Genomic DNA, 25,636 nt, shown 5'->3' on the forward strand with positions numbered 1-25,636 from the left:
AACTTTGTTGCTGCTCGCTGTAAGCTCAAGTGAACTGAAAAAGAAGAAAGAGGATAATGCTGAGTTTCATTTTGCACCCACAAAAACAAACCCTATCACCCATTTGTTACAATAAAAGCGACATTATGGGCAATGCTGTGCGATTTTTTCTTAAGGAAAAAGACAATTGCAAAAGATATGACAAGGCAGATATGATTAATTATTAGCAATACAAACAAAATACTGTTAAATTACATATTGCAGGAGAATAATAAAGTAATAAACGTTAAATCATTAGTTCCTTTTAACTAATAGATTTGCTTTTATCCTCATTTATTAGTATATTTGCAATACGAAATCTAAACAAACTTTAAATATGTATAATAAATTGAATAAAGAAATCATATATATCTGTACAAGTTACTTAGCTCTTTCACAGTATGTCAGTCTAATCTTTAAATATTAATTTTATATCAAATAAAACCTTGAAAAGTATGGATTTAAAAAAGACCATCTTTCCCCTGTTCTTAGGTGGAATTCTTCTTTGCCTGTTTTCATGCGCAAAGGAAGACGAATTTGAGTTACCTACATTGGTTCTTTCAGAAAACAATGTAACTTTTGACAAAGGAGTTGGTGAAAGAAACATCAGCGTAACCACTAACCAAAGTAATTGGATAGCCTCATCTCCGCACGAGGGCGAGTGGGTATCGGTTATTCAAGATGGCAACATTCTGAAAATAAAAGTTGCTGAAAACAAGATGGGTACCGACCGCACAAGCTACGTTGTCGTGAATGCCAACGGTGCTACCGGAAAGGTAGAAGTGAAACAAAGCGCAGCCGACGTGGTGCTTGACATTACACCAACAGCAATTTATCTTCCACAAATGGGTGGAGAAAAGGTGGTTGATGTTACAAGCAATTCATCGGTCTACGAAATTACAACCAGCGAAGAAGTAGATTGGCTTAAGATACTTAAGCGCGATGAAGAGATAAAATTGATTGCCAAACGTAACGATACCAATCATAAGCGCGAGGTAAAACTATACGCAAAGAGCGGTAACGAGACTCGTGAAATCGTCGTATCACAGTCGGGCATACAACGTTATATCCTTCCTATCAACCCCGGTATGCCACAAGATGCTCACAAAATCATGGAATATGAACTTGGACGCGGCAGCTACTTACGCGATTATCAAACTGCCATGCCCGGCTTCGGACTTGAGGAAATGTACACTTTCATTACCCCTTCGCCCATATTCACGTTGATACAGTATTGCAGCCCTGATGGCGTTACGTCTTCGCAGATTATTACAGTCGGCGACGGAATTGGTGCCGTAGAAGCCGTTAAGGATAAAGCGTTCGAGAAATTCCTCACCGACAGCGGGTATGTACGCAACAATTCCGAATCGGACAGAGAGTACACGAACGAGAAAGAACTTATGTCGTTGAAGATTTATATATCTGAAAAGCCCGGTAACCAAGGCGTAAACCTTACATTCAAGCCTATTACGAAACAAATTGGAGAGTACAAGACTTTTGAGAAAGTGCCTTACTATCCTCTTGAACTCTTGCAGGTAGCAACAGTAAAAGTACCTGAAGTTGAACAATTTGAAAAGAATGCGGGAAGCAAAGAAGAAGAACGCACTTATAACGAATATAAGAATACCGAAGTGTCTCAGCTCCAATATACGCTGAAAGAAAATGCAGACCCAAGTGCTGCTTACGGTCGTATCCACATGTTCTATACAACAGGCAATGACGGAAAAGCTCCCGAAAAACTTGGAAGCGTACAGATTGGTGCTCTTCTCTTCAAGGATACCAACCTTGGTCTATGGAAGTATGGAAACAAATGGATTGTAACGAAAGAGTTCCAAAAGAAACTTGGAGAAGAAGGATTTTCTTTCCTTCGTTCTGCAAACAACACCCACTTCTTTGCTCGCGAACGCGACCATCTGCTCATCGCCGTTACATGCGTAGTAGACAACAACGTTCCTGTTCTTGCATTACTTTACAACTACGACGAGTCTGTATTCGGCGGAGGTAGTAAGAGTTTGAAGGCTCAAGGGAAAATGATGAAAAACTTTATGAAAGTAAAGAAAGTTTTGAAGTTTTAATTAAATGGTATAAGTAGGTGTTCATAATTAATTGACGATGGCAAAGTGAAAGCATAAAAGATAAAAGCAATATAGATACGTTTAATTTTGAATACCTACTTACCTTATTTAAATTTATTCGATATGCGTATAATGAATTTATATAAACTGCTGCGACTCTCATCTGTATGCCTGTTATTAGCAATGGTAGCAGGCTGCGCCGAGAGTGTTGATTTCGAACAACCGCAGCTGAGCGTCTCTGAAAAGGAGATAAAGTTTACCAATCAGATTGGTGAGAAGACCATTTCCGTGAACACGAACTGCAAGGAATGGATTGCAACAACTCCCAAGAGTTGGATACATCTCACCCAAAACGGAAACGAGTTTATCGTAAAAGTCGATGCAAACACGACCGGAGCGGAAAGAAGCAGCTACATTCTTGTAGATGGCGGCTTGGCTGTTGAAAAGATAATGGTAAACCAAAGTGCTGCCGACCTTTCGTTGGAAATTGCCAATGGCGAAATTATCCTGCCACAAGCAGGAGGCACAACCACCGTGGACGTAAATTTGGAAAGCAACATGTACGAAATGGTTCAGAGCGAAAAACCTGATTGGTTGCAGATTATCAAGAAGAAGCACGCTTTGAAGTTCATTTCCAAAACAAATCACAGTGCAACGGAAAGAAGCATAAAGCTTATAATATCGAATGCAGGAAAGAGCAACGAAGTGATTGTTAAGCAACCGGGTGTAGCTACTTTCATATTGGCATGCAACCCCGGTGCTCCTTTCAGTCTTTTCAAGATGATGGACTTTGAATATCGCCGTGGAAGCTTGCTTTCAGAGTATGGTGCTCCGGACCCGCAAATGGGATTGTACGAAGAAAGTTATACTTTCAAGACGCCGTCCCCTTTATTCAAGGAAGTATTCTATGTTCACGACACACAATACTTTATGCCTACCCGCATCTTCACACGTTCGTTGGTCAGAGAAGGTGTCGAGGCTGTGAAAACGCAGGCTTTCCAAGATTTCGTAAAAGCCAATGGTTATGTAAGAGATACAAAAGACCCTAACCATTACATCAACGAGAAAGAACTTATGACAATGGACGTGGACATTTTGGAAAGCAATAATAGTGTCGTGTTGTTCTTCTACCAGATGCACATTCAAGACAAAGAATACGAAACATTCAAAGAACTTCAACTCGGACCACTCCACCTCCTGAATAAAGCCGACCAAAAAGTCAGTGAGGTAGAGGAATACGAAAAGAGTCAGAACAGCGAAGAAGTTAAACGACAGATTTCTAAAAACAGGGAAATTGAAGCCATCGTCTATAAGACAACAGACCCCATATTGGTAACTCGCACATACTTCTTATATACGCGCGGTGGAGACTATCCGGCTCCGCAAGAAATGGTAGGAAGCGTTGAGCAGTATAGCCTTAGCTTCAGCCAACCAAACTTAGGTATATGGCAACATGGTAAAGAATGGTTTGTAACTCGTGAGTTTGATAAGCTGCTTACTTCAAATAACTTTGAGTTTGTAGGCTACACCGGCAAGTTCCATGTCTATGCCCGTCGCTCTGATTATCTGACATTGGCAATCTCCGGTGAAAAGTTTGTCGATGTGAATGAAGGACAGCCGGTAATGCAAATCGGCGTACTTTACAAACCAAATGTCTTTGCCGGAAGCAAGCAAGAGATGCTGACAAAGGTAGAGAATATACTTAAGAAACACAATCGAAAGAAATAATATTGAAAGAAATATAGTAATGAAAAAATCTATTATATATTTATGCGCGTGTGCTATCTTTGGTATGATGCTCACAACATCGTGCCAAGATAACTTAGATTTGGAAGCAACCCACTCCGATACACGCTCTGTTACCATTGATAAAGATATGTTTGCAGTAAAAGGCTGCATCAATGTAAAGTTGGCAAAGGGTACCAACCACGCCATACCAAGCTCTCCTAATGGAAACGTAGAGATGCAGAATGTACCTTCAGCAATGGCTTCGGCAATGAGATACTCAGGTGCTTATAAAATGGAAAGAGTTTTCAAGCCTGCAGGAATCTATGAAGCACGAACAGTAGCAGAAGGGCTCGACCGTTGGTACACTATCTATTTCGACGAAAGCAAAGATGTTTCTGCCGTGCTACAACAGTTCGATAAAGTAAACGGAATAGAGTATGCAGAACGTGTCCTGCCCATTGCACGTCCGAAAGTTACGGCAAAGTCCTATACAAACTCAAATGCAAGCGCAGATATGCAAGCTGCTTCAGGTGTCTTTAACGACCCATATCTGTCAAAGCAGTGGCATTATTACAATGACGGCTCGGTAAGTGCACACGCAAAGAAAGGAGCAGACTGTAATGTAAAGCCCGTATGGGAAAAGTACACAACCGGTAAAAGCAATGTCATTGTTGCCATCGTCGATGGTGGTATCGATGTTACCCATGAAGACTTGATGGATAACCTCTACATCAACGAAAAGGAGAAGAACGGCCAACCGAATGTTGATGATGATGGTAACGGATTTGTAGACGACGTTTACGGTTATAACTTCGTAACGGCAAACGATGTTGTCGGAGGCAAAATCGAACCCGACGACAGCGGACATGGCACACACGTTGCCGGTACTGTTGGGGCACGCAACAACAACGGAAAGGGTGTTGCAGGTATAGCAGGTGGCGACGGAACTGCAGGAAGTGGCGTGCGACTTATGAGTTGCCAAATTTTCAGAAAGGGAGATGAACAAGGTGATGCAGCAGCAGCCATTAAATACGCAGCTGACAATGGAGCCGTCATCTGTCAGAACTCTTGGGGATACCCATCAACAGCCAATGTTACTGAAATGCCCAGATTACTGAAAGAAGCTATCGACTATTTCATCAAGATGGCAGGTTGTGATGCTACAGGACAGCAACGACCAAATTCTCCAATGAAGGGAGGCGTTGTCATATTCGCTGCAGGCAACGAGAACAAAGAGTTTTCTGCTTATCCGGCCTGCTACGCGCCGACAGTGTCAGTTTCTGCTATGGCTTGGGATTTCACTAAGGCAAGTTATAGCAACTTTGCCAAATGGGTTACCATTATGGCACCGGGTGGAGACCAAGACACTTTCGGCAACGAAGGAGGCGTTTTAAGCACTGTACCAAAGACCAGAGACGCTTCAGGCTACGCCTATTTCCAAGGAACATCAATGGCTTGTCCACACGTTTCAGGTATTGCAGCACTTATTGCATCGTATTTCGGAAAGCAAGGCTTCACCAATGAAGAATTGAAGACACGTTTGATTACTGCATACAGACCTTTCAACATTGACGAATTAAATCCAATATATAAAGGAAAGTTAGGTAAAGGATACATCGACGCTGAAGCAGCCTTTGAATCTGATACAAAGATTGCACCTGAGAAGGTAGGAACATTGACGCTTACACCGGACTTCGTGGATATTACTGCCGAATGGAGCATTGCAAAAGATGAGGATAAGACCGCAGCGTTCTACAGATTGTACATCAGTCCTAACGAACTGACTGCTGATAATCTCAAGGATATGAACTATCAGGAAATAAATGGTGTGGGACACTATTTAGGCGAAACGCTTAAGTTTACTTTCGACAATCTAAAAGATAACAAGACGTACAGCATTGCCGTAATAGCAGTAGACCGCTGGGGCAACCTCTCTGAACCTGTTATTCAGAAATGTACAACGAAACTTAACCATGCTCCGGAAGTTACCGGTTTCCCGGAAGGAATTATCGAATTAAACAACAATGACCGAAAGACTTTCAGTTTCAAAGTTACCGATCCCGATGGACACGAATGGGATTTAAAGACTACCGGCGAAACCAAAGGCGTATCGTACACAGTTAATAAATCTACTGTAACCGTTACCATTGTTCCCGTTCTCGAATCGGGCAGCTACACTTGTACGTTTGTTTTCTCAGATGATTTAGGAGCAAAATCAGAGAAGAGCTTTACATTTAAGATTTTGAAGTATATGCCTCCGAAGTTGGAGAAGCCATTCGACAACTATATAATAGGATTAGATGAGGGCTCCGTGAATATTCCTTTGAAAGGACATTATACCAACAGTGGCAGCAATCAGCTTTCTTACAAAGCCAATGTTTCAAACAGCAACATCGCCACAGTCGAAGTCAGCAACGACAATCTTCAGCTAAAACCGTTGGCAAAGGGTATAACCCGCATTAGCGTTCTTGCATCAGATGGTCATCAAACCTCTTCTGAAGGCTCTTTCCAAATTCGTGTCGTTGAGAAAAAGTCAGCCCCTGTTTATGCAGTTTATCCGGTTCCGGTGAAGAAAGACATCAATGCTCTGCTCAATCCTGAAGTAAAACAGGCGGAATTTGTTATCAGTTCTACCGTAGGAGAGCAGGTAATGAAAGCTACCGTAACTCCGGACAAGAACAATGTTGCTACACTTGACCTTGCCAAACTACACTCCGGAACTTACAAACTTACCGTGCATACGAGCAAGGGCAATTACACTCAAATGTTCATTAAACGATAATTACAACGAGTATGAAGTCAAAACACATCATCATAATTGCTTGCGTAGCACTTTTCGGTGCTACGCAGGCTAATGCCCAAGGGCAAGACCTTTCAATATTAACTGCAAATACCGATGCCCGAACAGCCGCTATGGGCAATGCATTGGTAGCTGCCAAGGGAATGTATTTATACAATAATCCGTCTGCACTTTTCGGTGTGGATAAGAAATTTACGGCAGATGTTTCTGCTTCCCTATACGAAAAGGAAGAAAATGTTGAAGGTACATTCGGGCTATACACAGCTGCTGTGGGCTATAAGTTCGCCAAACGCCATGCTGCATTTGCCGGTTTCCGCTATGCAGGTGGATTAAAAATCAAGGGATACGATATGCTTGGAGAACCAACCAAAGATTACAAGCCCTACAATTGGACCATAGATTTTGGCTATGCTATATGATTGGCAAAGGTTTTTCAGCCTATGCAACGGGAAGTGTTATCTTCAGCCATCTCTCAAAAAACGCCAATGGTGGTGCATTTACCGTAGGAGCTTCTTATCAGAACAACAATATGACAGTAGCAAACAAGCATGCAAACTTCATGGTAGATGCCAAAGTTGCTGCAATCGGTCCTAAACTCGATTACGGCAATGGCTACAAGGTTTCAATGCCTACACATGTTGCAGTAGGTGGAACGTTGTCGGTGGATATGGCAGACAAGCATCAAGTAGGAGCAGCATTGTCTACACGTTATTTCTTCCAGCCATCAGAATCTAAGGTTTTCATGGTTGGCGGCGGACTCGAATACACCTATAATAATATGGTGTCGGTGCGGGCAGGCTACGAATATGGCGACCACAACCTCAGCCACCTTACTATGGGTGTAGGCATAAAGTATCGCGGACTACGTCTTAACGGAGGTTATATGCTGAAAACAGTTGATGCCGGAAGCAGCTATTGCACCGTTGGTGTCGGATACGATTTCTAAAATACAATGAATGAATTATTTATTTATCTAATCTAAAAATATAGAATTATGAGAAAAACTTTATTTTCTATCTGCGCATTAGCATTGAGCTTTACAGCTTCAGCACAGATAGTAGACACACCAAAAGGAAAGCTAATTGATAATATGTATCGCAGCAGCGAGTCTTGGGTAAAGAAAGGCTGGATAGGAACAGAACCCGGTGTATACGAAGGCTTGGTTTCTAAAATTGTGGAAGGCGAAGATGGCTGCCTTTACGTTTACAATCCTCTTTCCGGACTTGACAGTAAATCTTGGTTGAAATTAGACAAGGTGAGCGACGGAAAATACAAGGCGGCTTTGCCACAGGTATTCCATAAAGATACAAGCGGAGGAGACGACGATGAAGATTCAGGCAACTCTGAACGTATATTTACCCTTAACCGCATGTCAATCAAAGACAACAACCAGTACGAAGTTGTGGCAGCAAACAAGAACTATATGGAGTACACTTGGGACGGCTCTACTCTTAAAATGTTAGGAGTAGGTTCCAAGAACGAAATATTGGGAATGGTAGACAACAGCAACACGTGGGATAACCATTATGGCGACTGGTCTGTAACCATTCAAACTTTCGACAACAAACTTGTTACCCCTCCTGCTTCTGCTGTTAAAAAGCAGTACAGTCTTACTTGCAAGGGAGAAACATCTCCACGCATTATCGAGGCTGCAGTAGATGGCAACGACATTTACTTGAAAGGAATTTCAAAAAGCGCGAAACTTGCCAATGCGTGGGTGAAGCTCACAACAGACGGAAACAAGGCTGTATTGCTGACAAACCAGTATCTTGGCAAAGCTATAAAAGCTGATTTCCTTAAGTATTCGAACGACCCATCGGAGTATCACGCTTTCGCAGCAGCTTTCAATGATGCTACAACCATTGCAGAAAAGCTCGAATTCAGCATCAATACTACAAACGGAGTGCTGACCAACGACAAAGTACTCAGAATTATGATGGGTAAGAGCAGTGAAAGCAATATACCAAAAGAAGACCTTGAAGTTCTCGAGAATTTAGTATTGACTCCATTCCAACAAAAGGCAGCCAAACCAGAAACGCCAAAGTTGCACTACTGTTCGGCTGTTGAGAGCTACGATTATTCGACAACTACCATCACTTTGGCTTTCTATGTAAGAAATGTTGATGTTGATGGCAACTATCTCGACCCTGACAAGATGTACTATAATGTTTACCTCGGCGATAGCACAGAACCTTTCAAGTTCACAAAAGCCCAATTCTTCTATATAGAGAAAGATATGATTGACATTCCTTTCAACTATCAAGACAAGAAGAATGAAGACATCAAGGTCGTGGACGACCAGCGCATCTTGCACTTCTACGACCCTTCTATAAAGAAGATTTCCGTAGTAATGGTGTACGAGGAAGATGGCAAGAAGTATTCAAGCGAACCAATGACTACCGAAGTTGTCTATGCAGGTATCGAGAATGCCACCATTAACGACAACACCACCGAGAAGTACTACTCTGTCGATGGTTACAGACTTCAACACTTACAGAAAGGTCTGAACATCGTCAAATCTTCTAACGGAACAACCAAGAAGATTTTCGTAAAGTGATAACCTGTCTTTAGCCTTGTTATCATTAAGGTTACACAACGAGGGCGCATCCGAATTTCAGGTGCGCCCTTATTGTTTTCATACCTGCCAAAGAGGGTGTAACGACATGCAATAAAATAGGTTTTCGGTCGTTTATATAAACGTTATGCAATGGACAGATAGAATAAGGCAGGTAAAAATAATTCTTGTTGTGGCGGCAATTGCAATTGCAGTTGTGTCGTTGGTAGCATCGAATATCCTCACGAAAGATTTGGCTCGGCAAGAGCGCACTAAGATGGAAGTGTGGGCAGAGGCTATGCGCGCATTGAGCCAAGCGGACGAAAACACCGACCTTGCATTGGTTCTGAAAGTGCTCAACGACAACAACACCATTCCCGTCGTGGTGCTCGACAACGATGAAAACGTAACCGATTTCCGCAACGTCGTTATCGATGCCAAGAACTACAAAGACAGTCTGTTGTATGTATCGGCTATGGCAAAACGCCTGAAAAGCAACAAGCAAGACATAAGAATACAACTTTCCGAGGCTTCAAACGAATATATCGACGTCTGTTACGACGACTCGCTAATGCTGAAACGACTGGCACTCTATCCATACGTGCAGTTAGGTGTGGTTATGCTCTTCGTTGTCGTGGCTATTTTTGCCCTCCTCACATCGAAGAGAGCAGAGCAAAACAAAGTCTGGGTAGGTCTTAGCAAAGAAACAGCCCACCAGTTGGGCACCCCCATTTCGTCGCTTATGGCGTGGACCACCATATTAAAGGAAACCTATCCCGACGACGATTTGCTGCCCGAAATGGACAAAGACGTAAAGCGGTTGCAGCTGATTGCCGACCGTTTCTCGAAGATTGGTTCGCTGCCCGAAGCCGTTCCGGTGAGTCTGAGCGAAGTGCTCGACCATGTTATCGACTATATGGACCGCCGCACATCGAAGACAATCCGGCTGATAAAAGTATTTCCTGCCGACGACATAATTGTCCGCCTCAATGCTTCGCTATTCGAATGGGTAATAGAAAACCTTTGTAAAAACGCAGTCGATGCCATGGGGGGCGAGTCGGGAACAATTACGCTACGTGTAGAAACCGTTGGCGAGCGTGTCATAGTAGAGGTCAGCGACACGGGCAAAGGAATAAAAAAGAAAGACATACGCAACGTCTTTCGTCCCGGATTTACCACCAAGAGCCGTGGCTGGGGCTTAGGTTTAAGTCTTGCCAAACGCATCGTGGAAGAATACCACAACGGCAAAATCTTTGTGAAAAGTTCCGAATTGGGCAAGGGAACCACATTCAGGATTGAACTGAAATCAAGCCAATAGCCCCTATTAACAGTAGGTACATTTCCTCGTTATTATACAAGGGAAATGCCGAAATTTTCCTTCTGTTTTGTAAACATAATTCTGTTAAAAAGTGATAACTACGCTTTGGCATTGCGAAACCGTAGGTTTTGCGTTGTAAAACCTACGCTTTTACCGTGCAAAACCTACGGTTTTGGAACGCAAAACAATAGGTTTTGCAACGCACTGATAACAAGCGAGTTAAACCAAAGATATTCTTCGGAAAAATATTTACACATTTATCGTCTTCTTTTCATCTATAAAATAAGGTGTGTAAAGTTGTCGCTACAAAACTTCTCGAGAATATCCAAACACATAATTTTTGCTTTTAATTTGCTTAATATCAGAAAAATATTCGTAACTTTGCACACCGATTATGGACTTGGATATCCTTAAAATAGATTTGAAAGGTCTTGCAGACGGCTTGAACAGCTTCGAATTCGACCTTGACGATGCTTACTTTAAGGCAGTTAATGCTCCCGAAGTGAGTCGCGGAAACGTGCACGTTTCATTGAAGATAGTGCGCACGCAGAACGATTACTTCACACTCGATTTCCATGAAAAAGGAACGGTTGTGTTGCCGTGCGACCTTTGTTTGGACGATATGGAGCAACCTATCGAGACGCAACAGCGTCTTGAAGCTAAGTTTGGAAACGCATACTCAGAAGACGACGACCTTGTTACGGTAGCTGAGAACGAAGGAATACTCGACGTTTCATGGTTCGTCTACGAATTTATACTTCTTGCTCTGCCTATCAAGCATGTGCATGCACCTGGAAAATGCAACCCTGCTATGATAAGAGCCCTTGAGGAACACTCTGCCGCCCGAAGCGGTTCGGAAGACGAGAAACCTATGGATTCGCGCTGGGAAGCCTTATTAAAATTGAAAAAATAAAAAATATTAAACGTTTAAAGAATTATGGCACATCCTAAAAGAAGACAGTCAAAGACTCGTACACTCAAAAGAAGAACTCACGATAAAGCAGTAGCTCCAACATTGGCAGTATGCCCTAATTGCGGTGATTACTACGTTTACCACACTGTTTGCGCAAGTTGCGGCTACTACCGTGGTAAGGTTGCTATCGAAAAGGAAACTGAAGAGTAAACGAGAATGGAGAAAATAAATGCCATTATCACCGGTGTCGGTGGCTATGTACCCGATTACATCCTCACCAACGAGGAACTGTCGCGCATGGTCGATACCACAGATGAATGGATTATGGAACGTGTGGGCATCAAGGAACGCCGAATCTTAACCGAGGAGGGACTTGGTACAAGCTATATGGCGCGCAAGGCGGCAAAGCAACTCTTGGAGAAAACAGGAGCCGACCCCGACAGCATTGATGCACTTATCGTTACAACAACAACTCCGGACTATAAATTTCCATCAACAGCTTCTATCGTTATAGGCAAGTTAGGCTTGAAGAATGCCTTTGGTTTCGACTTCTCTGCCGCTTGCTGCGGATTTCTTTATTCGCTCGACGTAGCTTCAACGATGATTCAAAGCGGACGCTATAAACGCATCATTGTTATAGCTGCCGACAAGATGTCGTCGGTTGTAGACTACACAGACCGTCAGACGTGCGTGTTGTTCGGCGACGGCGCAGCAGCAGTTCTTGTTGAAGGCACTACCGAAGAAAACGTTGGCGTACAGGATTCTTTCCTTCGTACCGATGGCAAAGGTCTGCCATTCCTGCACATGAAGGCAGGTGGCTCTGTATGTCCTGCATCTCAATTCACGGTAGACCGCCGCTTACACTACCTCTACCAAGAGGGACGCACGGTGTTCAAGTATGCCGTAACAAGCATGAGCAGCGACATCATGGAAATTTTGAAGCGCAATAACCTCTCCGGAGACGATGTTGCATGGGTTGTTCCACACGAAGCTAATCTTAGAATCATCGAAGCTGTGGCTAAGCGTGCCAATGTTCCATTGGAGAAAGTGATTATAAACATTCAGCACTATGGCAACACCAGTGCTGCAACCATTCCACTTGCACTTTGGGACGAAGAAGCTAAGCTGAAGAAAGGCGACAACCTTATATTCACAGCTTTTGGTGCAGGCTTTGTTCATGGCGCATCTTACTACAAGTGGGTATACGACGGAGCTTCTGCAACAGCAAAGAAATAAAATTCTTAGTTCGTACATAATAAAAGATGAACGCATCTTTCTTTGCAAACAAAGATAGGTGCGTTTTTTAATTTAAAGATATGCATAAAGCAGGATTTGTAAATATAGTAGGCAATCCCAACGTGGGTAAAAGCACGCTGATGAACCAACTCGTCGGCGAGAAAATCAGTATTGCTACATTCAAGGCGCAAACTACTCGCCACCGTATCATGGGCATCGTGAATACGGAAGATATGCAAATAGTGTTCTCAGATACCCCCGGGGTGCTGAAACCGAACTACAAGATGCAGGAAATGATGCTGCATTTTTCCGAGTCAGCCCTTGCCGATGCCGACATTCTGCTCTATGTTACCGACGTTATAGAGAAGCCGGAGAAGAATGCGGATTTCTTGGAGAAGGTGGCAAAAATGCAAATTCCGGTTATCTTGCTCATCAATAAAATCGACGAAAGCGACCAAAAAACACTCGTTGCCCTTGTTGAAAAGTGGCACGGACTGCTGCCCAAGGCTGAAATACTGCCTATTTCGGCTAAGAACAAGTTCGGCACCGACACGCTTATGAAGCGTATTAAGGAGCTGTTGCCCGAGAGTCCGGCTTACTTCGACAAAGACCAGCTGACCGATAAGCCTGCGAAGTTCTTCGTAACGGAGATTATCCGAGAGAAAATTCTTCGCTATTACGACAAGGAAGTGCCCTACTCTGTCGAGGTGGTCGTGGAGCATTTCAAGGAAGACGAAAAGAAAATACACATCAATGCTATCATTTATGTAGAACGCGACAGCCAGAAGGGCATCATCATCGGGCATCAGGGACTGGCATTGAAGAAAGTTTCTACCGAGGCACGCAAAAGTCTTGAGAAATTCTTTGATAAGAAAATATACTTGGAAACCTTTGTTAAGGTGGACAAGGATTGGCGCAACTCACAGAAAGAGTTGGGCAATTTCGGCTATAATCCCGAATAAGGAAAGAAGCCAAACAAAACAACAAGCAACGCCCTGACTGTATGTAGGGCAAACTCTCGCATGGCGCGAGGGCTGGAGACGTGGTCATCTTCGGCAAATATTCATAAGGTGCAGACCTCACCTTGACCCCTTTGAGATGTTTCTCAGCGTGGGAAAGACCATCAATAAATGGCAAATTTAGTAGCAATCGTAGGCCGTCCCAATGTGGGCAAGTCTACACTTTTCAACCGATTAACCCAAAGTCGCCGCGCCATTGTAAGCGATACGGCAGGCACAACACGCGACCGCCAATATGGCAAATGCCAATGGAACGGACGCGAATTTTCAGTTGTCGATACCGGCGGTTGGGTTGTTAATTCCGACGACATATTCGAAGATGCTATCCGTAAGCAAGTTTTAGTGGCTACGGAGGAAGCCGACTTCGTGCTTTTTGTTGTCGATAACGAAACCGGCATTACCGATTGGGACGAAGATGTTGCACAAATTCTTCGTCGCAGCAAGCTCCCTGTAATTCTTGTTGCCAACAAAGTAGACAACAGTGGCGAATACTATATGTCGGCAGAGTTCTATCGTTTAGGTCTTGGCGACCCTGTTTGTATCAGCGCACAGACGGGCAGCGGGACGGGAGAATTGCTCGACTTGCTTCTCGAGCGCATGAAAGATGCTCCCGAAGAAGGACTTGAAGACGAAATACCACGCTTTGCGGTTGTCGGTCGTCCCAATGCCGGAAAGTCGAGCCTTATCAATGCCTTCATCGGCGAGGACCGCAACATCGTAACAGAGATAGCGGGCACGACGCGCGACAGCATTTATACGCGCTACAATAAGTTTGGGTTCGACTTCTATCTTGTCGATACGGCAGGTATCCGTCGTAAGAACAAGGTAACAGAAGACCTTGAGTTCTATTCCGTTATGCGCTCTATTCGCAGCATAGAGAATGCCGATGTGTGTATTCTGATGATTGATGCCACACGCGGAATTGAGGCGCAGGATATGAATATCTTCCAGCTGATTCAGCGAAACAACAAGAGTTTGGTGGTGGTAGTGAACAAATGGGACCTTGTAGAGAACAAGGATCAGAAAGTAATCAAGACTTTCGAGAATGCCATTCGCGAGCGTATGGCTCCGTTTGTAGACTTTCCCATCATCTTTGCATCGGCACTTACCAAGCAACGCATCTTCAAGATACTCGACGTAGCAAAGCAAGTGTATCTGAACAGAAACATGCACATTGGCACAACCAAGCTCAACGAAGTGTTGTTGCCCATCATTGAGGAAACGCCGCCACCATCGGTAAAGGGCAAATACATCAAGATAAAATACTGTTCGCAGTTGCCCAACACGCAAATACCATCGTTTGTGTTCTATGCCAACTTGCCACAGTATGTCAGAGAACCCTATCGCCGCTTTTTGGAAAACAAGATACGCGAACGTTGGAACCTTAACGGTTGTCCCATCAATGTGTTTATACGTCAGAAATAAACAGTTATAAAAGTATGAAACGACTACTTTATGCCTTGCTTCTCGCAGTTCTTCTCCTTCCTTCTTGCAGCAGAAAGAAGGAAACAGACCACGGTGCAATAGCGGCAGAAGCAGCGAAGCACTATTACGAAAATCTTATTTCGGGCAAATACAAACAGTTCTTAGAGGGTATGAACCTGCCCGACAAACTGCCTGAAAGTTACGAACGCCAAATGCTCGAAAACTTCAAGGTGTTTGCCAAACGACAAGACAAAGAGCACAAAGGCATAAAGAAAGTAAGCGTTCGTAGTGCCCGGTTCTTTGCAAAAGACAGTACGGCAAGTGCTTTCCTTTTACTTCATTATGGCGACAGCACCACCGAACAAATAGTAGTTCCTATGCTTAAGAAGCACGGTTTATGGTATATGCGCTGATGCAATTATTATAATAGAAACCAAACAACGATGCCGTTTATTCAGAAAATGAATAAGCGGCATTATTGTTTTCGCAATTCGGTGGAACAAAAGATACCGAGCAACCAACAAAAAGATACCGAGCAACCAACGAAAAGATACCGAGCAATCAACAAAAAGATACCGAGCAATCAACAAAAAGATACCGAGCAATCAACGAAAAGATACCGAGCAACCAACAAAAAGATACCGAGCAATCAACAAAAGATACCGAGCAATCAACGAAAAGCTCCTAAGCTTTCGTTGGAAAGCTTAGGAGCTTTAAAAGTATATCTCCACGCTGATACTGTTTACTTGGCTTCTTCGTTCTCTACTTCTTTCACTTTCTTGAACAAATCGGACGCAAATACAAGGTCGTTCAGTTTTTTGTTATTCGCCGACATCACCAAATCCTTGTTGCCTTGCCATTCTGCTTTTCCGTCGGCAATGAAGACAATGTTTTCGCCAATACCCATTACGGAATTCATATCGTGGGTGTTGATGATGGTCGTAATGTTGTACTCTTTTGTAATATCCGACAAAAGCTCGTCGATTACCAGCGAAGTTTTAGGGTCGAGACCGGAATTCGGCTCGTCGCAAAACAAGTATTTAGGGTTCATTACCACCGCCCGCGCAATGGCAACACGCTTTTGCATACCACCGGAAATTTCTCCCGGATATTTGTTTTCTGCTCCTGTGAGGTTCACACGGTCGATACACTTCTGCGCTTGTCGGTCTCTTTCTTTCGATGTCATATCCGAAAACATATCGAGCGGAAAGCGAACGTTCTCTAAAACCGTAAGCGAGTCGAACAATGCCGAGCCTTGGAAAATCATTCCCATCTCCCTTCGCATGGCAATCTTTTCCTTTTTGCTCATCATTACGAAATTACGGTCGTCGTAGAGCACCTCGCCGCGTGTGGGTTCGAGCAGTCCGACAAGGCATTGCACCAGCACAGTTTTTCCCGCACCGCTCTGTCCGATGATAAGATTTGTCTTACCATCTTCAAATTTCGTGTTTATATCGTGAAGAACCTCTTTGTCTCCGAACGATTTATATAGGTTTCTAACTTCTATCATCTTTGTTTACGCCGATTAAGAAAAGGTGTCGTGTCAGCTTAAAAGTTGTGTCAGGAATACATCGCTGAACAAAATCAGCACGCTGGAACTAACCACCGCATTGGTAGAAGACGTGCCCACTTCTACCGAACCGCCTTTCACCGTATAGCCAAAGAACGACGACACACTCGCAATGATAAAGGCAAAGAAAAGGCTCTTTGTGATACTCATATACATGAACCACGGGTTGAAGTCGTGCTGAAGTCCTGCCGTCAGGTCTACGGGTGTGATAATGTGGGCAACGTAAGCAGTTGCGTATGCTCCCACGATACCCATTGCAGCAGAAAAGACAACCAAGAACGGCATAATCGTAATAAGTCCTACTATCTTCGGCAGTATCAAGTAGCCGGCAGAATTAATGCCCATAATCTCCAAAGCATCGATTTGCTGGGTAACACGCATTGTGCCCAATTCGGAAGCAATGTTCGACCCCACCTTTCCTGCGAGGATAAGACACATGATACTCGACGAAAACTCGAGCAACATAATTTCGCGCGTAACGTATCCCGACACCCAAAGAGGCATCCACGGACTTTGCACGTTCAGTTTTATCTGTATGCAGATAACCGCTCCGATGAAGAACGAAATCAGCAAAACGATGCCGATGGAATCGACACCAAGCTGCGACATCTCCTTGACATATCGTTTTAAAAACATACGGAAACGTTCGGGACGACTGCATGCACGCCCCATTAAAAGCAAGTATCTGCCGAAAACTGTAAGCCAATTGAATATAAGCATTGTTGTTAGTTTAATCTACGCAGATGCAAAAGTAACCAAAATCCGCTAAAAAACTGCAATATAAACCATTGTTTTAAGTAATATCAATGATATTAGCATTTATTTTACTACTTTTGCAACACAGAAACAAAATAGCAGATGCTCGACACTGAAAACATAATCATTGAACCCGAAAGCAATAAAAGCAGCGTTCTTCGCACCGAAGGACTCGTGAAGCGATACGGCAAACGCACCGTTGCCAACGGCGTAAGTATCAATGTGCGACAAGGAGAGATTGTTGGCTTGTTAGGTCCGAACGGCGCAGGCAAGACAACATCGTTCTACATGACTACCGGTTTGGTTGTTCCAAACGAGGGACACGTTTACATCGACGAACAGGAAATTACCAATTATCCTGTCTACAAGCGTGCCAAAGCCGGCATCGGCTACTTGCCGCAGGAAGCAAGCGTATTCCGAAAGATGAGCGTCGAAGACAATATTATGAGCGTGCTGGAGATGACCAAGCTCACCAAGCAGCAGCGCATAGAGAAGATGGAAAGCCTCATCAAAGAGTTCCGCTTGGAGAAAGTGCGCAAAAACCTTGGCGACCGTCTTTCGGGAGGCGAGCGACGCAGATGCGAAATAGCACGTTGCTTGGCGATAGACCCTAAGTTCATTATGCTCGACGAGCCTTTCGCAGGCGTGGACCCTATTGCGGTGGAAGACATTCAGCACATTGTCTGGCGGCTGAAGTTCCGCAATATCGGCATTCTCATTACCGACCACAACGTGCACGAAACGCTGAACATTACCGACCGTGCCTATCTGCTCTTTGAAGGGCAGATACTTTTCAAAGGAACACCCGAAGAACTGGCTGCCAACAAGATTGTGAAAGAAAAGTATTTGGGTACGGAATTTGTGCTGCAAAAGAAAGATTTCCAACTGTTGGACGAACGCAAGCGAGCAAAAGAAGCAGACGGAGAATAAGGGCAGGAGCGAGAAAGGGTGTTCATAATTCCTTTTATATAAATCAAAACAACAATAAAATAAATGGCAACAGTAGACGACAAGAAGATTATCTTCTCAATGGTGGGCGTATCAAAGATTATCCCGCAAAATCAAAAACAAATTCTGAAGAACATTTACCTCTCGTTCTTCTATGGTGCCAAGATAGGTATCATCGGTTTGAACGGTGCCGGTAAGTCCACATTAATGAAGATTATTGCGGGTATCGAGCAGCCGACATCGGGCGAAGTGGTGTTCAGTCCCGGCTATTCCGTGGGCTATCTGCCCCAAGACCCGCCACTCAACGAAGAGAAAACCGTCAAGGAAAACGTACAAGAAGGTGTGCAGCACGTTTACGACGCGCTCCGCGAGTACGACGAAATCAACGTGAAGTTCGGTTTGGAAGAATACTATGGCGACCCCGACAAAATGGACAAACTGATGCAACGACAAGCCGAAGTGCAGGACATCATAGATGCTACCGACGCTTGGAACATGGATTCGAAGCTCGACCGTGCCATGGCAGCTCTGCGTTGCCCTGCCGGCGACCTTCCCGTAACCCATCTTTCGGGTGGCGAGCGTCGCCGTGTGGCACTCTGCCGCCTGTTGTTGCAAAAGCCCGACGTGTTGTTGCTCGACGAACCTACCAACCACTTGGACGCTGAAAGCATCGACTGGCTGGAGCAACATCTGCAACAATACGAAGGCACGGTCATTGCCGTTACCCACGACCGCTACTTCCTCGACGATGTAAGCGAATGGATTTTGGAACTCGACCGCGGCGAAGGCATTCCATGGAAGGGCAACTATTCTTCATGGCTCGACCAGAAAACAAAGCGTATGGAGCAGGAAGAGAAGACGGCTTCAAAGCGCAGAAAGACGCTCGAACGCGAATTGGAATGGGTTCGCCTTGCGCCAAAGGCACGTCAGGCAAAGGGTAAAGCCCGTTTGAACTCGTACGAACAAATGCTCAACCAAGAGCAGAAAGACCGCGAAGAGAAGCTCGAAATCTTCATTCCGAACGGTCCTCGCTTGGGCAACAAGGTAATAGAGGCGCAACACGTGCAAAAGGCATTCGGCGAAAAAGTACTCTTCAGCGACCTCAACTTCATGCTTCCGCCTAACGGCATCGTGGGCGTGATAGGTCCGAACGGCGCAGGCAAAACCACACTCTTCCGCCTTATCATGGGCTTGGAAACGCCCGACGGTGGCAATTTCGAGGTGGGCGAAACCGTAAAGCTCGCTTATGTAGACCAGCAACACAAGGACATAGACCCCGACAAATCGGTCTACGACGTCATTGCACAAGGCAACGAAAACATAAGAATGGGCGGACGCGACGTCAATGCACGTGCCTACATCTCGCGTTTCAACTTCTCCGGCACCGACCAAAGCAAACTCTGCGGTGTTCTTTCCGGTGGCGAGCGCAACCGCTTGCAATTGGCTTTGGCATTGAAACAAGAAGGAAACGTGCTCTTGCTCGACGAACCTACCAACGACATCGACGTGAACACCCTGCGCGCATTGGAAGAAGGTTTGGAAAGCTTTGCCGGTTGCGCCGTTGTTATCAGCCACGACCGTTGGTTCTTAGACCGTATCTGTACGCACATTCTTGCTTTCGAAGGCAACGGCGAAGTATTCTTCTTCGAAGGAACATACTCTGAATACGAAATAAACAAGGCACGCCGACTTGGCAACGAAGACATAAAGAAAGGTCGCTACCGCAAGTTGATGGAAGACTAACCGGCTTTCGTAGCAGGTAAAGCAAAGGAAAAAGGTGAGCAAAGCATACGTTTTGCTCACCTTTTTTATGTACATAAGTGCGTAGTAAATCACGCTCATTATATATGACAATTTGGTTTTGTGGGTGTTAGGAGTGCGATAAATCGCACCTACGCTGTTGCTACATTGTTCGTAGGACAATGTATTGTATTTGCGTTAGTGCTGTAAGGGCGTGCTTCATCACGTTCCTAACATCAAAGAAAAAGAAGATTGAATACAAACAATACAATGAATACTTGTTATATCCTGCTGTCATCTTACTACATCTATCTCTTCATGAGGAAGTTCTATTGCTCCTATACGATTTCCTGTCGTTGAATAGACATTTAAAGAAGGATAAATAAAGTTCCTAACAGCGAAGTCATCATCTTCTGGTGCTGGGATATCCTTAGATAATAACCTTGATTTTGTTGTCAGAATCACTTTTCTCGCAAGTCCTTGTTCTGCAACAGGAAGACTAGTATCGTCCATACTCATAAAACCGATAAACTTCTCTTCTACTACCTTCTTTTTATTTGTTACTGGGTTTAGAATGACTGTAAGATAAGTTGGATGTGGAGTCATCGATGTATTCCTCGCAGCTATTACAACAATTGGAGTTGCATTTTTCCTATGTATCAATCCTTTTCCACCCGATGATGTTCTGTATGTTTCATCATTGTTTTGTATATCGTAATTCCAATATACCCCATCTATCTGCATTTCAGTATATGTCCCTACATGATGCGAGAATATCTTACGCAGTTTCTTTGCAGAGTCATCATACATCCAAATATTATAAAACGAGCTGAACTCGTCCTCTGAATCAGCAATAGGTTGAATGAAAAAGTAAAAAGTTCCAAAGTCTTGAATGCCATTAGCAAGGCTACTTTGCCCTAGATAATCTCGTTTCCGAGCAACTTCCAACTGGCTATATGAAATGGTATCTTGTCCATAAAACGCTACAGGATATGCATCTTTAGGTAAACCATCCGCATAGAACGGAGCCAAAGGGTCAGCAATTGACCTTCTTTCATTGCATCTTGCCTCTTGTCGCTTCGTCGTATCCGATGCTTGCACATGCCCACAAGACACTAAGGAAACCATAATTGCTATTAATACAATTACTTTACTAACACTCTCCAACACAGATTGGAACACATAAGCATTTCTTATTAACATAACATCCTCTAATATAATAGTTTAATAATTTAACCTACAAATAAATATCAAGCAGAATGATTTCATTACTGTTACGTCCACAAAGATAAAGAAAAAAAAGTCATATAGTCAAATCGCTAATCAACGAACAAAGTAAAAATAATTTTTCTAACAACTGGCAGAGTCAACCAGCAAGTGCAAAATATAATATTTTGCACTTGCTGGTTGACTCTGCCTCATACCCACAGAAAACAAGAATTCGAAAAAAAGTTCGGATAATTTTTGCACTTAACTAAAAAAGTAGTAACTTTGCAACCGCAAATCGGAAAGAGATGCAAACATATTGGGATATGGTGTAATGGTAACACAACAGATTCTGGTCCTGTTATTCTTGGTTCGAGTCCGAGTATCCCAACACAACAAAAAGCCAAATAGCAAATTCAGCTATTTGGCTTTTTTGATAGACCATAAAACAGTAAATGTTTTCCACAAATATAACTATTGCGTAATTACCTCCTTATCAATACTTTGCAAAACCTATTGTTTTACAAAGTAAAAGCATAGGTTTTGTACGGTAAAAACGTAGGTTTTGCGTTGCAAAGCCGCCGCTTTTGGAAAACGGAATCAAAGCTTCCGGTTTTCTTAACCGTTTTTTATTGTTTCACAAAAATATTAGCTTGTTTTTCAAATGTTAAAATATGGAGGCGGAAACTACCAATATGCTACCTATATGGTTGTTGCTTTTATGCTTGTTTGCAGCTGCATTTTTAGACAAATCGTAGTGCAATGAGGATAAAACGAAACCGCCCTTTCCAAACGGAAGGGCGGTTTCGCTAATCATATTAGTTTGCCATTTCGGATATAAACTTTATGCGAACCAAACGAATATCTTCCTCGGTGTAGTCCTCGTCAAGTTCTTTGAGGGCTTCGTCGATGTTGTCGGTCTGACTATTCATAAAGTAATCGTAGATGTCTTCTATCTTTTCGTCGTCGTAAATATCTTCCAAGAAGTAATCGATGTTTAGTTTCGTGCCGCTATATACAATTTCTTCTATCTTTGAAAGTAGGTCGTCGAAGCCGAGTCCTTCGGCAATGGCAATGTCGTCTAACGGCAGTTTGCGGTCGATGCCTTGAATAATCTTCACCTTTTGCATCGATTTCTTAGCTACCGTGCGCACGCGCAGTTCTTCGGGACGCTCGATGTTCTTTTCCTTACAATACTGTTTAATGAGCTTGCAAAACTCTTCGCCGTAGCGTTTTGCCTTTCCGATGCCCACGCCTTGTATATTTTGCAACTCCTGTTCCGTAACAGGATACATCATTGCCATTTGGTCTAACGACGGGTCTTGGAAGATTACGTAAGCAGGAATACCTAATTTGCGTGCCAAATGCTTGCGCAAGTCTTTCAACATGGCATAGAGTTCCGGGTCGGCAACGCTTGTTCCGTTCACCAAACTCTCGTCGATGTCGTCGTCTTTAAATTCCTTGTCCATCACAATCATAAACGATTGCGGGTTTTTCAAGAAGCGTTTGCCGGCTGCCGTGAGCTTCAGTAAGCCGTAATTCTCTACGTCTTTCTTCAGAAAACCGTCTAACATGGCTTGGCGAATAACGGGATTCCATACCTTCGGGTCTTCTTTCTCGCCGAGTCCGAACTCTTCGAGAAGGTTGTGCTTGTGGTCTCTTATGTCGTCGGTACCACGACCTTTTACAAAGTCGATGACATATTCTTGGCGGAAATTCTCCTTCAATGCCTTCACTGCCTGCAATACAATGAGCAATGGCTTTTGTGCTTCAATCTTTTCTTTGGGGTGCAGGCAGTTGTCGCACATGCCGCAATTGTCTTTCGGATATTCTTCACCGAAGTAGTGGAGTAGCAGTTTGCGGCGACAAACCGACGATTCGGCGTATGTTTCGGTCTCTTGCAGCAGCTGTCTGCCTATGTCTTGCTCGGCAACAGGCTTGCCTTCCATAAAGTTTTCGAGCTTTTTGAGGTCGTTTTTCGAGTAGAACACGATACATTTGCCTTCTTCTCCATCACGTCCGGCACGCCCCGTTTCTTGGTAATAGCCTTCCAGACTCTTAGGAATGTCGTAGTGGATAACGAACCGTACATCGGGTTTGTCGATGCCCATGCCGAAAGCAATGGTGGCAACAATGACGTCGATGTTTTCCATCAGGAAGTCGTCTTGTGTTTTCGAGCGTGTTTCCGAATCGAGTCCGGCGTGATAAGGCTCTGCCTTTATGTCGTTTGCCTGCAGAACGGCAGCCAGTTCTTCCACCTTTTTGCGTGAAAGACAGTAGATGATGCCGCTTTTACCGAGGTTCTGCTTGATGAATTTGATAATCTGCCGATTGGTGTCTTCCTCGTTTTTCTTCGGTCGTACCTCGTAGTAAAGGTTAGGACGGTTGAACGAACTCTTAAATTCGGCACAGTCTTCAATACCCAAACTCTTCACAATATCTGTGCGCACCTTGTCGGTGGCAGTGGCAGTAAGGGCTATTATCGGTGCTTTGCCAATCTGGTCTACTGCTTGTCGTATCTTGCGGTACTCCGGTCGGAAGTCGTGCCCCCACTCCGAGATGCAGTGCGCCTCATCTATGGCATAGAAACTAACCTTTACCGTCTTGAAGAACTCTATGCTTTCTTCTTTGTTTAACGATTCGGGAGCAACATAAAGCAACTTTGTTCTGCCGCTGTGAATATCGGATTTAACATGGTCAATCTCTGTTTTCTTCAACGAAGAGTTTAGGTAATGTGCCACGCCGTCTTCTTCGCTCATACCATTAATGACATCTACTTGATTTTTCATCAATGCTATTAAAGGTGAAATAACGATAGCCGTGCCTTCCATTATGAGCGAAGGCAATTGGTAGCAAAGGCTCTTACCGCCACCTGTAGGCATCAACACGAAGGTGTTGTTGCCCTCTAACACGTTGCGGATAATAGCTTCTTGTGCACCTTTGAACTTATCAAAGCCGAAAAAATGCTTTAGCTTTTCTGTGAGATTGACTTCTGTTGCCATGTTGATAGTTTAGTGTTCCTTATATAGAAAGGTAGGTTTGTTGTCGTCGCACCCACACCTTTGTATTGGAATGGGTGCAACGTTCGTATGTGTTTCAGGCTGTTTCGAGTTTGTTGAACTTCGCCTTGTCTAATTGTTGTTGTGCGTATTGGGCTGTTACTTCGTACTTCTTCACTTTCTTAGAAGGCAGTTCGAACATCGTGTCCATCATAACAGCCTCGACAATAGAGCGCAGTCCACGTGCACCCAACTTGTATTCCACAGCCTTATCAACGATATAGTCGAGCGATTCTTCGGTAAATGTAAGGTTGATGCCGTCCATTTTGAAGAGTTTTATGTATTGCTTGACTATCGAGTTCTTTGGTTCGACAAGTATTTTGCGCAGTGCTTCCTTGTCTAATGGATCGAGATAGGTAAGCACAGGCAAACGCCCGATGATTTCAGGGATAAGTCCGAACGAGCGTAAGTCTTGCGGAAGCACGTACTTCATTAAGTCTTTCTTGTCTATTTTCGCCACATTCTGCACCGAGTTATAGCCCACCACGTGCGTGTTGAGGCGTTGTGCTATCTTGCGTTCTATGCCGTCGAATGCGCCACCGCAGATAAAGAGAATGTTTCGCGTATCTACGTGAATGTAATCTTGGTCCGGGTGCTTGCGTCCGCCTTTCGGTGGAACGTTCACCATTGTGCCTTCGAGCAGCTTCAGCAATCCTTGTTGCACACCTTCGCCGCTTACGTCGCGTGTTATGCTTGGGTTGTCGCTCTTTCGTGCTATCTTGTCTATCTCGTCGATGAATACAATTCCCCGTTCGGCAGCAGCCACATTGTAGTCGGCTACTTGCAGCAAGCGCGAGAGAATGCTCTCCACATCTTCGCCCACATAGCCGGCTTCGGTAAACACGGTAGCATCGACAATGGTGAAAGGAACGTCTAACAGTTTGGCTATGGTACGTGCCAAGAGGGTTTTTCCCGTACCTGTCGAGCCCACCATAATGATGTTGCTCTTCTCCACTTCTATGCCGTCGTCGTCTTTCGGCTGTTGTAATCGCTTGTAATGGTTGTAAACCGATACGGCAAGATAGCGTTTCGCTTCGTCCTGCCCGATGATATATTCATCAAGATAAGCCTTTATTTCTTTTGGCTTGGGCACTTTCTTCATGTCAATATCGGTTACACCCGGAACTTGTTTCTCCAATATTCCCGACTCAACGACAATGTTGTTGGCTTGCTGTGCACAGTCCTCACAGATGTAACCCGTAAGTCCTGTTATGAGAAGTCGTACTTCGTTCTCGCTCCTTCCGCAAAAACTACATTTCTTTTGAGGCATT

The 25,636-nt window shown here is 44.1% G+C and carries 18 protein-coding genes, 1 tRNA gene and 1 pseudogene; 15 read left to right on the forward strand and 5 right to left on the reverse strand.

Annotated features, from left to right (window positions below; all coding sequences use genetic code 11):
- The first annotated feature begins 473 nt into the window (after nucleotides 1-473).
- The 12 genes and pseudogenes from JCM15124_RS05830 to JCM15124_RS05880 all read left to right on the forward strand — a co-directional run bounded on the left by JCM15124_RS05830 (nucleotide 474) and on the right by JCM15124_RS05880 (nucleotide 15,499).
- Nucleotides 474-2,093: a BACON domain-containing protein gene (locus JCM15124_RS05830; protein ID WP_024998678.1), complete on the forward strand. Its 1,620-nt coding sequence runs from the start codon at nucleotides 474-476 to the stop codon at nucleotides 2,091-2,093.
- A 123-nt stretch (nucleotides 2,094-2,216) separates the two neighbouring features.
- Nucleotides 2,217-3,821, forward strand: coding sequence for a BACON domain-containing protein (locus JCM15124_RS05835; RefSeq protein WP_024998679.1), 1,605 nt, complete (start codon nucleotides 2,217-2,219; stop codon nucleotides 3,819-3,821).
- 19 nt (nucleotides 3,822-3,840) lie between these two features.
- Complete coding sequence (locus JCM15124_RS05840; RefSeq protein ID WP_024998680.1) at nucleotides 3,841-6,603, forward strand: S8 family serine peptidase; 2,763 nt, start codon at nucleotides 3,841-3,843, stop codon at nucleotides 6,601-6,603.
- An 11-nt stretch (nucleotides 6,604-6,614) separates the two neighbouring features.
- A pseudogene (locus JCM15124_RS13440) lies at nucleotides 6,615-7,567 on the forward strand (PorV/PorQ family protein).
- Between the two features lie 48 nt (nucleotides 7,568-7,615).
- Nucleotides 7,616-9,178, forward strand: coding sequence for a hypothetical protein (locus JCM15124_RS05850; RefSeq protein ID WP_024998681.1), 1,563 nt, complete (start codon nucleotides 7,616-7,618; stop codon nucleotides 9,176-9,178).
- 145 nt (nucleotides 9,179-9,323) lie between these two features.
- The gene (locus JCM15124_RS05855) at nucleotides 9,324-10,493 is read left to right on the forward strand and encodes a sensor histidine kinase (RefSeq protein WP_024998682.1); all 1,170 of its coding nucleotides are present in this window, start codon (nucleotides 9,324-9,326) and stop codon (nucleotides 10,491-10,493) included.
- A gap of 394 nt (nucleotides 10,494-10,887) precedes the next feature.
- Nucleotides 10,888-11,406 (forward strand): YceD family protein, encoded by a 519-nt coding sequence (locus JCM15124_RS05860; RefSeq protein WP_024998683.1) that lies wholly within the window; start codon nucleotides 10,888-10,890, stop codon nucleotides 11,404-11,406.
- A gap of 24 nt (nucleotides 11,407-11,430) precedes the next feature.
- Nucleotides 11,431-11,616, forward strand: coding sequence for a 50S ribosomal protein L32 (gene rpmF / locus JCM15124_RS15075; RefSeq protein ID WP_084608902.1), 186 nt, complete (start codon nucleotides 11,431-11,433; stop codon nucleotides 11,614-11,616).
- Between the two features lie 6 nt (nucleotides 11,617-11,622).
- Entirely contained in the window at nucleotides 11,623-12,642 is a 1,020-nt protein-coding gene (locus JCM15124_RS05865) for a beta-ketoacyl-ACP synthase III (RefSeq protein ID WP_024998684.1), read from the forward strand.
- Between the two features lie 80 nt (nucleotides 12,643-12,722).
- Nucleotides 12,723-13,604 carry a GTPase Era gene (era, locus tag JCM15124_RS05870; RefSeq protein ID WP_024998685.1) on the forward strand — a complete coding sequence of 294 codons (882 nt, stop codon included), beginning with the start codon at nucleotides 12,723-12,725 and terminating at the stop codon, nucleotides 13,602-13,604.
- Between the two features lie 168 nt (nucleotides 13,605-13,772).
- Nucleotides 13,773-15,086 (forward strand): ribosome biogenesis GTPase Der, encoded by a 1,314-nt coding sequence (der, locus tag JCM15124_RS05875; protein ID WP_024998686.1) that lies wholly within the window; start codon nucleotides 13,773-13,775, stop codon nucleotides 15,084-15,086.
- A gap of 14 nt (nucleotides 15,087-15,100) precedes the next feature.
- Nucleotides 15,101-15,499, forward strand: coding sequence for a hypothetical protein (locus JCM15124_RS05880; RefSeq protein WP_024998687.1), 399 nt, complete (start codon nucleotides 15,101-15,103; stop codon nucleotides 15,497-15,499).
- A gap of 329 nt (nucleotides 15,500-15,828) precedes the next feature.
- Here the strand turns inward: JCM15124_RS05880 and JCM15124_RS05890 are convergent, their stop codons facing one another.
- Together JCM15124_RS05890 and JCM15124_RS05895 are read right to left on the reverse strand one after the other, a co-directional pair.
- On the reverse strand, nucleotides 15,829-16,596 hold the full coding sequence (locus tag JCM15124_RS05890; protein ID WP_024998689.1) for an ABC transporter ATP-binding protein: 768 nt from the start codon (nucleotides 16,594-16,596) through the stop codon (nucleotides 15,829-15,831).
- Nucleotides 16,597-16,629: 33 nt separating this feature from the next.
- Nucleotides 16,630-17,376, reverse strand: coding sequence for an MlaE family ABC transporter permease (locus JCM15124_RS05895; protein WP_024998690.1), 747 nt, complete (start codon nucleotides 17,374-17,376; stop codon nucleotides 16,630-16,632).
- Between the two features lie 138 nt (nucleotides 17,377-17,514).
- Here JCM15124_RS05895 and lptB point away from each other — a divergent pair, with 138 nt between their 5' ends.
- On the forward strand, nucleotides 17,515-18,342 hold the full coding sequence (gene lptB, locus JCM15124_RS05900; protein WP_024998691.1) for an LPS export ABC transporter ATP-binding protein: 828 nt from the start codon (nucleotides 17,515-17,517) through the stop codon (nucleotides 18,340-18,342).
- A 63-nt stretch (nucleotides 18,343-18,405) separates the two neighbouring features.
- Entirely contained in the window at nucleotides 18,406-20,103 is a 1,698-nt protein-coding gene (gene ettA, locus JCM15124_RS05905; protein ID WP_024998692.1) for an energy-dependent translational throttle protein EttA, read from the forward strand.
- Nucleotides 20,104-20,394: 291 nt separating this feature from the next.
- Here ettA and JCM15124_RS05910 read toward each other — a convergent pair whose 3' ends face one another.
- Nucleotides 20,395-21,303: a hypothetical protein gene (locus JCM15124_RS05910; RefSeq protein ID WP_024998693.1), complete on the reverse strand. Its 909-nt coding sequence runs from the start codon at nucleotides 21,301-21,303 to the stop codon at nucleotides 20,395-20,397.
- 323 nt (nucleotides 21,304-21,626) lie between these two features.
- Here JCM15124_RS05910 and JCM15124_RS05915 point away from each other — a divergent pair.
- Nucleotides 21,627-21,697, forward strand: a tRNA-Gln gene (locus tag JCM15124_RS05915).
- A 427-nt stretch (nucleotides 21,698-22,124) separates the two neighbouring features.
- Here the strand turns inward: JCM15124_RS05915 and recQ are convergent.
- A complete protein-coding gene (recQ, locus tag JCM15124_RS05920; protein WP_024998694.1) occupies nucleotides 22,125-24,308 on the reverse strand; it encodes a DNA helicase RecQ in 2,184 nt (727 codons plus the stop codon).
- A gap of 94 nt (nucleotides 24,309-24,402) precedes the next feature.
- Nucleotides 24,403-25,635 carry an ATP-dependent Clp protease ATP-binding subunit ClpX gene (clpX, locus tag JCM15124_RS05925; RefSeq protein WP_024998695.1) on the reverse strand — a complete coding sequence of 411 codons (1,233 nt, stop codon included), beginning with the start codon at nucleotides 25,633-25,635 and terminating at the stop codon, nucleotides 24,403-24,405.
- Nucleotide 25,636: the final 1 nt, after the last annotated feature.

Origin of the sequence: Prevotella falsenii DSM 22864 = JCM 15124 (assembly GCF_000613945.1) — a bacterium.
Taxonomy (GTDB): Bacteria; Bacteroidota; Bacteroidia; order Bacteroidales; family Bacteroidaceae; genus Prevotella; species Prevotella falsenii.